Annotated in this window: 8 protein-coding genes; 3 read left to right on the top strand and 5 right to left on the bottom strand. The window is 63.2% G+C overall.

All coding sequences use genetic code 11. The features are described 5' to 3' along the window. Position 1: 1 nt before the first annotated feature. From AB0N72_RS02570 to AB0N72_RS02590, 5 genes are all read right to left on the bottom strand, one after another. A complete protein-coding gene (locus tag AB0N72_RS02570; protein WP_363931948.1) occupies positions 2–1,996 on the bottom strand; it encodes an ATP-binding cassette domain-containing protein in 1,995 nt (664 codons plus the stop codon). Continuing rightward, on the bottom strand, positions 1,993–3,108 hold the full coding sequence (locus AB0N72_RS02575) for a hypothetical protein (protein ID WP_363931947.1): 1,116 nt from the start codon (positions 3,106–3,108) through the stop codon (positions 1,993–1,995). Before AB0N72_RS02575 ends, AB0N72_RS02570 begins: the two co-directional genes overlap by 4 nt. A gap of 34 nt (positions 3,109–3,142) precedes the next feature. After that, positions 3,143–4,039, bottom strand: a complete 897-nt coding sequence (locus tag AB0N72_RS02580; RefSeq protein WP_363931946.1) for a hypothetical protein — start codon at positions 4,037–4,039, stop codon at positions 3,143–3,145. Between the two features lie 2 nt (positions 4,040–4,041). Then, the gene (locus tag AB0N72_RS02585; protein WP_363931944.1) at positions 4,042–4,422 is read right to left on the bottom strand and encodes a peptidase inhibitor family I36 protein; all 381 of its coding nucleotides are present in this window, start codon (positions 4,420–4,422) and stop codon (positions 4,042–4,044) included. A 373-nt stretch (positions 4,423–4,795) separates the two neighbouring features. Next, positions 4,796–5,758 carry a heme o synthase gene (locus AB0N72_RS02590; protein WP_363931943.1) on the bottom strand — a complete coding sequence of 321 codons (963 nt, stop codon included), beginning with the start codon at positions 5,756–5,758 and terminating at the stop codon, positions 4,796–4,798. 428 nt (positions 5,759–6,186) lie between these two features. On the opposite strand from AB0N72_RS02590, the gene tkt reads away from it, so the two are divergent. Genes tkt through AB0N72_RS02605 form a run of 3 tightly spaced genes read left to right on the top strand, consistent with a single transcriptional unit; the run spans position 6,187 to position 11,101 of the window. Beyond that, positions 6,187–8,313 (top strand): transketolase, encoded by a 2,127-nt coding sequence (gene tkt, locus AB0N72_RS02595; protein ID WP_363931942.1) that lies wholly within the window; start codon positions 6,187–6,189, stop codon positions 8,311–8,313. Between the two features lie 31 nt (positions 8,314–8,344). After that, entirely contained in the window at positions 8,345–9,463 is a 1,119-nt protein-coding gene (gene tal, locus AB0N72_RS02600; RefSeq protein ID WP_363931941.1) for a transaldolase, read from the top strand. A 6-nt stretch (positions 9,464–9,469) separates the two neighbouring features. Beyond that, the gene (locus tag AB0N72_RS02605; RefSeq protein WP_363931940.1) at positions 9,470–11,101 is read left to right on the top strand and encodes a glucose-6-phosphate isomerase; all 1,632 of its coding nucleotides are present in this window, start codon (positions 9,470–9,472) and stop codon (positions 11,099–11,101) included. The last annotated feature ends 14 nt before the right edge of the window (positions 11,102–11,115 follow it).

Here is an 11,115-nt window from a genome sequence, read left to right on the forward strand (position 1 = left end):
GCTAGCCGCGAATCAACTGGGCCGGGTCGGCCTTGGAGGCAACGATGGCAGGGTAAGCGGCAGCGATCGTGCCGCTCAGGGTGCCCGCGCAGATTCCCCAGAGTGCGGCAAACCAGGGAATGGCGGGAACCCATCCCTCACCCGCTGCGTAGGCAAGGACCGCTCCCATGCCGATAGAGCCTCCCGCTGCTCCCCCGACGGCCCCGACGATGGCCCCTTCCAAAAGAAACATGCAGCCCAGGGGCCAGCGCCGCATGCCCAGTGCCCGCCGCAAGGCGATCTCATTGAAGCGTGCGGTTACTCCCAGGTACATCGTGGTGCCGGCGCTGAGGCATGCGATGGCCAGCAGGACCACAGAGACGACGGCGACCAGACGCCCGAGATCCGAGTCGATACCTTGCTTTAGTTCGCGCAGGTCCGCCACGGTCTGAACCTTGATAGTGCCCGTTTGGACGGGGTTCAGCGCCTTGGGGAGAGCCTCTGCGACTGCTGCGGGCATTCCGGGATCCGTCCGCAAAACCAGGCTGGCTGCCATCCTGTCAGTGACGGAATAGGACCCCACGCCTACCACCACGGCTTCTGCCAGGATAGGATCGCGACCCGGGTCCGTTATGAGGCCCACCACCGGGACGGGTTGCCCAAAAAGCCAGACGACGGCGCCGGGGCCTGGTGTCCCGATGCCCAGGTCCTGCGCTGCTCCCCGACCTACGAAGGCCACGGGACCACCAAAGGATTGATCGAGCAGGGCCGGGTCGCCGAACGAAACCTTGGCGCCTTGAACGGCCAGATACCCGGAGTCTGCCACTCTGACTGCCCCACCAAAGACGGGTTGGTCGGAAAAAGTGCCCGGGCGGAAGGTCGACGGGAGTACAACCGAAGCCGAGAGGTCGGCGACAATACCGCCCCCTTGGACTCCCTTGAGCTGCTCTGCTCGTTTGAGGTCGGACCGGACCGCGTCCCAGGAGGGGTATCCGCCGTCGCGGTTTGCCCTGACTTCATCGCTCGCGGCGTCGTCGATGCGGTCCGCAACTTTAACGGCGGCACTCTCACTAAGGCCAATGGCCGCCACCAAGCCACCGCTGCCAATGAGAAACGCCAGTATCAACAGGAGTGCCTTCCCGGGTCGTCCGGTAAGTGCGGCGAGTGCCTCGGCAACGAGGTCGGTGAACTCACTTTTGCGCTGGCGTTTTAGGGCGGGGACGGGTGGGGGTTCCGCCGCCTCCACGCTCACTGCTCGATGGATCGCTGCGCCCGTGTCGCTGATCACCTGGCCGTCACGCATGGTGATGATTCTGTCTGCGGAGGCGGCAATCCCAGGGTCATGGGTGACCATGACAACTGTGGTTCCTCCGTCGTGGAGCTCGCGTAGGTGCTGCAGCACGATGGCGCCATTGGCTGTGTCGAGGCTTCCGGTAGGTTCGTCAGCGAGGATAACGTCCGGGGCGCCGACGACGGCGCGGGCTATGGCGAGCCTTTGCCGTTCGCCCCCGGAGAGCATCGCCGCCGGAGTGCCCACCCGGTGGCTGAGGCCAAACCGTTGGAGTTGCGGCCACACCAGCGATTTCTGAAGCGCCGGCTGGATCCCCCGGGCTCGGAGACCCAGGGCGGCGTTGCGTGCTGTGGAGTCGCGTCCCACCACATGGGAGTCCTGAAAGACAAAGCCAAAGGTGCGGGCCCGGCTTTCGGCGCGTTGGCCCTCAGTAAAGCCTGCGGTATCAGCGCCGCGAAGCTGGTAGGTGCCGTTCGTCGCCGTATCCAACAGACCGAGGATGTTCAGCAGCGTCGACTTGCCGGAGCCTGATAGTCCCACGATCGCCACGAATTCCCCGGCATGGATATCCAGTTCGATGCTTCTGAGTGCCTCCGTTCCCGAGAAGGAACGGGAGATGCCACGCAGGCTAAGGAGGGCTGGCAGACGGTTCGGCCCGATATTTAGGGATTCCAGCCCGTCGTTTAGGGATTCCGGCCCGCCCCGTAGTGATTCCTCCACCGTCATGGGAGGCGAACGTGATCGCCGGGGGCAATGGACGCGATGTCAGCGAGGGCAGCCCAACCGTCGGCTTGGCCCGTGACCGTGACATCCACGCGCCGGACATCGGAGCCGGCCTCAACCTCAACGAACGCGCTGCCTCGCTCCTGGCGGATGGCGATCAGCGGGACGGCGAGGGATTCAGGAGCAGCGCTGGTGGCAGTGACTGTCAGGGTCTGTCCGGCCGTAAACCCCACAGTCCCGGCTGTCAGTGGCAGCGTTATGTCCTTCCCTGGGATGTCGCTGCTGTCTGTACCGCCCGCGATGAAGGCACTTATTCCAGAAACCTTGGTGTCCAGGGTTGCCGATCCGGCCCGGACTGTCACAGGAGCTCCCATGGGGAACGACTCCGCCTGCAGCACGTCGGCACGCGCGACGATCGTATCCGGGGCAATGGTCACGTTGGCAACGATGCCGTCCTCGCCGAGGACAGTTCCCGGTTGGGCAATATTTGCGATCTTTCCGGCATCGCCGGGAATCTGAACAAACTCCTGCCAGCGAAAGATGACATCCGATGCTTTGGCATCGGTGCCTTGATTGTCGGCGGACGTCGCTTGCGGCGCTTTTGAGCCGGCCGCCTTGTACCAGTTGGACAGTGCCAGCTGCGTTCCGGCGTCGAAAGTACCGGTGCCTGCCGCAGGGAATCCGAGGTTGGTGAGCGCCTCTTGAAGTCCTTTGACGTCGGGCCCGGACTGACCTGCGGATATGTCCCTGTAGAGCGGGACGGCGGAGGGCAGGACGAGGAGTGGGCGGCCGGAGACGACGGCCACGAGCTGCCCCGGGGCGAGGTCATCGCCAGGGGACATGGCAGTCGATGTCACCACCAGGCGGGCAATACCGCCGGCGGCGGTTGCCTTGATGGCTGACTGCGCGCCAGCGACCACCTTGCCCGACAAGATGACCTGTTGTACGACGGCGCGCCTTTCCACTGTGGCGGATACAGGCACCGTTTGCTGGGTCGCCCGCGGTGCCCCGGCGCCCTCCGCAGCGGAAATGCCGGCCCAGTAAGCGGCGGCGAGTCCGGCAATGACAAGCACCAACACGCCTGGAATGAGCCACCACCGTGGAATGCGCCTCATGGCGGAAGTGAGCTGGGTCTCGGGGGTCGTCGATTCAGAGCCTCGCATCGGCCACGCCGTGATCCCTGAGCACTTGCTTGGCCCGATCGACTGCTGCCGCCTTCTGGCTGGCGAGTTCGTTGAGTTCAGCCTGATGGTCTTTCATTTGCGCGGCCTCATACTGGGCGAAGATGTCATACGGTACCCGGGCCCCTCCGCTGGCGTCTTTGCATCCCAGGTCAAGCAAGACTGTTCGGATCTCGTCCTCCTTGGAACCTGTTGTCTTCACGGCCCACGACCCTTCCGCAGCAAGCTTCAGGCCCTTGGTGGTGATGCAGGACTCCCACGCTTTCCGGTACTCCAGATACTCGGGATCGCGTTCCGTGAGCGCAGCAGCAGTCTGCACCATGCGGTTCTGGAGGGACGTGTCACCGGCCAGCCCTGCAAGGAGTTCCGGAAACCCGGCACGGCCAACGGAGCTTGTGCATTTCTCATACATTTGCTGATCGGCCGGAGTGACTTCGATGGCCTCCTTCTCGCGAATGCCTGGGATAACCCTTGTCTCTGGGACGTTGCCGTTTCGTGCAGCAAGGGGCCGCGACCATTGTCCGTAACGAAAATCCTGAAGGGCCCTGCCGTTTCCGCCCCAGGCAACCATAGTGCGGCCAGCCGCGCGTACGCAGTCATCTATGAGGTAGGCAACGGCTGAGTTCACCAACACGTTTTCCCTGTCCGAGTACCAGTAGTTGTCCATAGGCAGTACGACCTCACCCGTGAGCTCGTTCAACGAAGCCCTGACACCAGCAGCGACGCTTCTGTCGACTACCGGAAGAGTTTCAGTGGGTGGAGGTGGTGGTGTTGCCTTGGGCCCGGAGCACGCGACAGAGATGACGCCGATCATCAACGCCAGGAACAAGGCGCTGCGTGGACGCCGCCGGTTCTGGGGCCGCATGGCTAGCCCCAGACGCTGGAGATCTCATCATCCCAGTTGCGGCCGGTGTACATGGTTTCCGACCTCAGGTCGTTGTTCGAATTGCCTCCCCGGTAGATGAGCTTGTAGCCGCCGTAGTTGAGATCGTTGTAGAAGTAGACGTAAGGCGACGAAGGGTCCGCGGGCGCGCCAACCACGATGGAACTTGCTTTGTCATTTGCGGAATCGCTGACATAGGAAGTGACCCAGTTGAACGAGCGCAGGGTTCCAGTGAACCAATAGTCGTCGTAGAGGCAAACGCGGGCCGTGGAACAGGCTGGTGCTGCTTGGGCAGCCGAAATGCCTGCCACCACGGATCCTGTGGTTACTGCCAGCACGGCGGCCGTGCGAAGGAATGTTTTCATGATCTCCCCAATGCTCTTGTGGAACGGCTTTGTTCCACTACGAACGCTAGGTGCCGGAAGCGCCACCTAGACGCAAAACTCCTCAACTAGGTGCTGTTTTCACCGAATTTAGGTGGTCTAAGTCGTCAAAATAGGTGGTGCCTGATGCCCGTCTAGGTATCTGGGACGCTCGTCCTTTATCGGGGATGTGAGCTAGCGTCTCGGCGAAGGCCCGGGGATGTGAGCTAGCGTCTCGGGGAAGCGCCGGGGATGTGAGCTAGCGTCTCGGGGAAGCGCCGGGGATGTGAGCGAGCGTTGGGGGGAACGCAACGACGTCGGCACCCAGGTGAGTGCCGACGTCGTCGAGGATATTGCTGCGGTTATGAACCCCTGGTCAGCCGCCGATGATCGGCGAGCCGATGAACGGATCCACAGCCAGTGCGATGAAAAGCAGCGTCAGGTAGCTGATGGAGCCGTGGAAGACCTTCATGGCGCCCTTGTTGGAGACGTCTCCGCCCTGTGCGCGCTTGTAGAGGGCATGGCTTTCATAGAGGAACCATGCTCCGGCTGCGACGGCGATGACGGTGTAGACCCAGCCGGCCCCGCCGACGGGAATCATCAGCAGGGAGCAGGCGACCATGGCCCAGGCGTAAAGGACCACCTGCACCGAAACCACCTTGGCCCCGGCGATGGCACCGAGCATGGGCACGTTGGCGTTGCGGTAATCCTCGCCGTACCTCATGGACAGCGGCCAGTAGTGGGGCGGCGTCCACAGGAAGATCACCATGAACAGGACAATTGCGGGCCATTCCACGGTGTTGGTCACAGCTGCCCACGCGATGAGGACCGGGAAGCAGCCTGCAGCGCCGCCCCAGACGATATTCTGCGCGGTGCGGCGCTTGAGGATCATGGTGTAGATGACCACGTAGAAGACGATCGCGCCCAGGCCAAGCCACGCGGAGAGCGGGTTGGCGCCGAACCAGAGGATGGCGATGGACGCGGCGCCAAGCACCCAGGCAAAGATCAATGCTTCACGCGGGGTCACTTCGCCGGTCACCAGGGGCCGCTTTTCGGTGCGGTGCATCAGTTTGTCGATGTCGCGGTCGATATAGCAGTTGAAGACTCCGGCACTGCCGGCCGCGAAGGCACCGCCGACAAGAGTGGCGAGGATGAGGCCGATCGAGGGGAACCCGCGCTGGGCGAAAATCATGGTGGGGAGGGTGCTGACCAAGAGCAGTTCGATCACGCGGGGTTTGGTCAGTGCCAGATACGCCTTTAATTTCCGGGAAGTTCCGATGCTTCCCCGGGCCGGGGAAGCGTTGACGGGCGTATCAGTTGTGCTCACGGCGGCAGTCACTCTGTTCTATGCTCTGGGGTTCTCGCAACGGCTGCCGTCCCGGTTTTCGAAAGCAAACGCGGGCGCATGAACCGCTGGTGGCCTCCAAATATCATACCGTGGGCGGAAGTGGCCCGATGTCCGCAAAATACGTCAATGTTTCGGAATCTTCACTCGTGCCGGGCCCCGCGGTGATTCATATAAGGGAATTTCTGTCCAGTTAGTGGGATTTCCTGAGTTCCATGACACGTTTGGGGCTAAGCTGTTGAGCAGAACAGCACACGTTGATCATCCGGGAAACCGTATTCTCGGATATCCGTGCGTCTGGATGAGAGATCAACGTTTCAATGGTGAACGGCTGGTAGACACATTGCAGCGGGCGCCATCCTGTGCTTCCTGCGTGCCGTGTCCGTAAGCCTGCCGTCAGCACAGAGAGGGGCTCGGTTTTCGTGCCACATTTGGAAGAGCAAGAACTGTCATGGACCGATCTGGACAAGAAGGCTGTTGACACCGTTCGCGTGTTGGCCGCTGACGCCGTGGAGAAGGTCGGAAACGGCCACCCCGGTACAGCGATGAGCTTGGCTCCGGCAGCATACTTGCTGTTCCAGAAGCTGATGCGCCACGATCCGAAGAACCCGAACTGGCTTGGCCGCGACAGGTTCGTGCTGTCCCCCGGCCACACCTCGCTGACCCTTTACATCCAGCTGTTCCTCTCCGGCTACGGCCTGGAGCTGAAGGACCTTGAGGCGCTGCGCACCTGGGGTTCGCTGACCCCGGGCCACCCCGAGTACAAGCACACCGCAGGCGTGGAAATCACCACCGGCCCGCTGGGCCAGGGCCTTGCTTCCGCAGTTGGTTTTGCTTACTCGCAGCGTCGCCAGCGTGGCCTGTTCGACGCCGATGCTCCCGCCGGCGAATCGCCATTCGACCACACCATCTGGGTCATCGCTTCCGACGGCGACCTGCAGGAAGGCGTCACGTCCGAGGCGTCCTCCCTGGCCGGCCACCAGGAACTGGGCAACCTCGTGGTGATCTACGACGAGAACCACATCTCCATCGAAGACGACACCGACATCGCGTTCACCGAGGACGTCCTGAAGCGGTACGAGGCTTACGGCTGGCACACACAGCGCGTTGACTGGACCAAGACCGGCGACTACGTCGAAGACGTCCAGGAACTGTACTCGGCCTTGCTCGCAGCCAAGGCTGAGACCAACAAGCCGTCCATCATTTCGCTGCGCACCATCATCGGATACCCGGCCCCGAAGAAGCAGAACACCGGCAAGATCCACGGTTCCGCGCTGGGTGCCGAGGAAGTTGCCGCACTGAAGACGGTGCTCGGCTTCGACCCCTCCAAGTCCTTCGACGTGGACGAAGAAGTTCTGGCCCATGCCCGCAAGGTCCTGGACCGCGGAGCCGAGTCACGCGCAGCGTGGCAGGAGTCCTTCGAGGCATGGCAGTCCGCCAACCCGGAGGCTGCTGCGCTGCTGGAGCGCGTTGAAGCGAAGAAGCTGCCGGCCGAGCTTGACGCCGCGCTTCCTGTCTTCGAGGCAGGCAAGGACGTCTCCACCCGTGCAGCATCGGGCAAGGTCCTGAACGCCATTGGCCCGGTCCTTCCCGAACTCTGGGGCGGCTCGGCCGACCTCGCCGAGTCCAACAACACCACCATCGAGGACTCGCCGTCGTTCATTCCGACGTCACGTTCCACGGACGCCTGGAAGGGCAACCCCTACGGCCGCGTCCTGCACTTCGGTATCCGAGAGCACGCAGCAGCGTCGATCGTCAACGGAATCTCCCTGCACGGCCGCACCCGTGCGTTCTCCGGCACGTTCCTGATCTTCAGCGACTACCAGCGCCCGGCCATCCGCCTCGGCGCACTGATGGGTGTCCCGTCCCTGTACGTCTGGACGCACGATTCCATCGGCCTTGGTGAAGACGGACCCACCCACCAGCCCGTGGAGCAGCTCGCTTCCTTGCGCGCCATTCCGGGCCTGGACGTCGTCCGTCCCGGCGACGCCAACGAGGTCGCCGCAGCATGGAAGACCATGCTGGAGAACCACGAGAACCCCGCCGGCATCGTGCTGACCCGGCAGAACATTCCCACCTACGCCCGCGGTGAAGGCGACGCAACCGGCGACACCTTCGCATCCACCGCAGGTGTGGCAAAGGGCGGATACGTCCTGGCCGAAGCCTCCAAGGACGGCGAAACCGTTGACGCGCAGGTCATCCTGATCGGCACCGGCTCGGAAGTCCAGCTCGCAGTTGCAGCCCGCGAAGCCCTGCAGGCCGAAGGCATCGCTGCCCGCGTCGTCTCCATGCCGTGCGTTGAATGGTTCAAGAAGCAGGACGAGGCTTACCGCGAATCCGTCCTGCCCGCAGCAGTGAAGGCCCGCGTCTCCGTGGAAGCCGGCCTGGCACTCGGATGGCGTGAATTCGTCGGCGACGCCGGCCGTTCCATCTCCCTGGAACACTTCGGCGCCTCGGCTGACTACAAGCGCCTCTTCAACGAATTCGGCATCACCGCCGAAGCCGTTGCGGCTGCCGCCAAGGACTCCCTCGCAGACGCTTCCGCGTAACAGCCTGATACCTCACAACAGGAGAAATCACATGTCTACAACTCCCACGCAGCAACTCTCCGACGCCGGCGTTTCGATCTGGCTCGACGACCTCTCCCGCACGCGTCTGGAAACGGGCACCCTGCAGAAGCTCATCGATGAGAAGAACGTCGTTGGTGTCACCACCAACCCGTCCATCTTCCACGCCGCCATCACTGCCGGCACGGACTACGACGCCACCATCGCAGCCAAGGCCGAAGCCGGCGCCACCGTCGAAGAGACCATCTTCGAGATCACCACCACGGACGTTGCCGACGCCTGCGACCTCTTCGCACCGGTTGCTGCAGCCACCAACGGTGTGGACGGCCGCGTTTCCATCGAGGTGGACCCCCGCCTCGCCTGGGACACCGAGGGCACCATCGCCGAGGCCAAGAACCTCTACGCCAAGGTCAACAAGGACAACGTCCACATCAAGATCCCGGCTACTTTGGAGGGCCTGGAAGCCATTACGGCTACCCTGGCCGAGGGCATCAGCGTCAACGTCACGCTGATCTTCTCCTTGGAGCGCTACCGGGCAGTCATCAACGCCTTCCAGTCCGGCCTGGAGCAGGCCAAGGAAAACGGCCATGACCTCTCCAAGATCCACTCCGTAGCTTCGTTCTTCGTCTCCCGCGTGGACACCGAGATCGACAAGCGCCTGGATGCCATTGGAACCGACGAAGCCAAGGCACTCAAGGGCAAGGCCGGCGTTGCAAACGCACGTCTTGCTTACCAGGTATACGAAGAGCTCTTCTCCACGGAGCGCTGGGCAGTGCTGGCTGAAGCAGGCGCCCTCCCCCAGCGTCCGCTGTGGGCCTCCACCGGCGTCAAGGACCCGGCGTACCCGGACACTCTCTACGTCACGGAGCTCGTAGCGGCCGGCGTTGTCAACACCATGCCTGAGAAGACACTCGACGCTACCTTCGACCACGGCGTCGTGACCGGTGACACCATCTCCGGCACTTACGACGAAGCGAACGAGACCCTCAACGCCCTCGAGGCACTCGGCGTCTCCTACAACGACGTCGTCAAGCTCCTTGAGACCGAAGGCCTTGAGAAGTTCGTTGGCTCCTGGAAGGAACTCCTCGCCGACGTCGAAGGCGCACTGGCCACCGCACGGAAGGCTTCCTAACCCACCATGAGCACACTCAGTTACGACGCCAGCGGTGCTGCGCAGCAGGCCATCGCCAAGCACATTGACGGCCTGGTCGAGGACAGGATCGCCACGCGGATTTTCGCCAAGGACCACACACTGTGGGGTCCTGAAGCGGAGTCCGAGTCGGCCATCCGCCTCGGTTGGGTAGAAGCCGCCACGGTCTCCCAAGCATTGGTTGGGGACATCCTGGAACTTCGTGATGCCCTCCGCGCCGAAGGCGTCTCACGCATTGTCCTTTGCGGCATGGGTGGGTCTTCCCTGGCTCCTGAGGTCATTGCCGGCACCGCCGGCGTCGAGCTGACTGTGCTGGACAGCACCGACCCCGAACAGGTCAGCGCTGCACTGGCGGACCGGTTGGCGGAGACTGCCATCGTGGTCTCTTCCAAGTCCGGTTCCACTGTGGAGACCGACTCTCAGCGCCGCGTCTTCGAGAAGGCGTTCAACGACGCCGGCATCGATGCCAAGAGCCGCATCATCATCGTCACCGATCCTGGTTCGCCGTTGGACAAGGCCTCCCGCGAGGCCGGTTACCGTGCGGTTTTCAACGCGGATCCCAATGTCGGTGGCCGTTTCTCGGCACTGACCGCTTTCGGGCTCGTCCCCTGCGGCCTGGCCGGCGTGGACATCCAGGCCTTCCTGGATGAAGCGGAAGAAGCCGCCGAGATCCTGAACGAAGATTCCACAGACAACATCGGCCTTGCTTTGGGCATCGCCCTTGGCGGTACCACTCCCCTCCGCAACAAGGTCGTCATCGCGGAGGATGGTTCCGGGATTGTTGGCTTTGCCGACTGGGCTGAGCAGCTCATCGCGGAGTCCACGGGCAAGCTTGGCACCGGTATCCTGCCTGTTGTCGCTGGCCCGGATTCCCCCGAAGCCCTTGGCGGGGCCGACGACGTCCTGGTGGTCCGGCTCGTGGCAGCCGATGCCGACGTCGAACTTCGCGAAAACGAAGTGGCGATTGCCGGTGGGCTTGCCACGCAGATGTTTGCCTGGGAATTTGCCACCGCTGTGGCAGGACGCCTGCTGGGCATCAACCCGTTCGACCAGCCCGACGTCGAGGCTGCCAAGGTAGCGGCCCGCGGCTTGCTGGATGCCCGTCCGGAACCCACCCCCGCAGCGTTCACCGACGGTGCAGTCGAAGTCCGTGGCGGCGACTGGCTCGGCACCGCAGGCTCGGTCAGCGAAGCGGTGGAGGCTCTGTTGGGCCAGCTCGGTCCGGACGGCTACCTCAGCGTCCAGGCATACCTTGACCGCATTTCGCACGCCCCGCTCGAAGGGATCCGCGACGAACTTGCAGCTGTCAGTGGGCGTCCCGTGACGTTCGGCTGGGGCCCACGGTTCCTGCACTCCACCGGACAGTTCCACAAGGGTGGACCGGCCATTGGCGTGTTCCTGCAGATCACTGCCGCATCGTTCACTGACCTTGAGATTCCTGAACGTCCGTTCACCTTCGGGCAGCTTATCGCTGCCCAGGCATCCGGTGACGCCCAGGTCCTCGAAGGCCATGGCCGCCCCGTGCTGCGCCTGCACCTCACCGAGCGCGCTGCCGGCGTCGCTCAGCTTCAGGAAGTCGTCGCTGCGTTGGCCGGCGAGGCCAGCACACTCGAAAGCTAAGGCACACAGACAAA

It is taken from the genome of Paenarthrobacter sp. NPDC089307 (assembly GCF_040685055.1).
Lineage (GTDB): Bacteria > Actinomycetota > Actinomycetes > Actinomycetales > Micrococcaceae > Arthrobacter.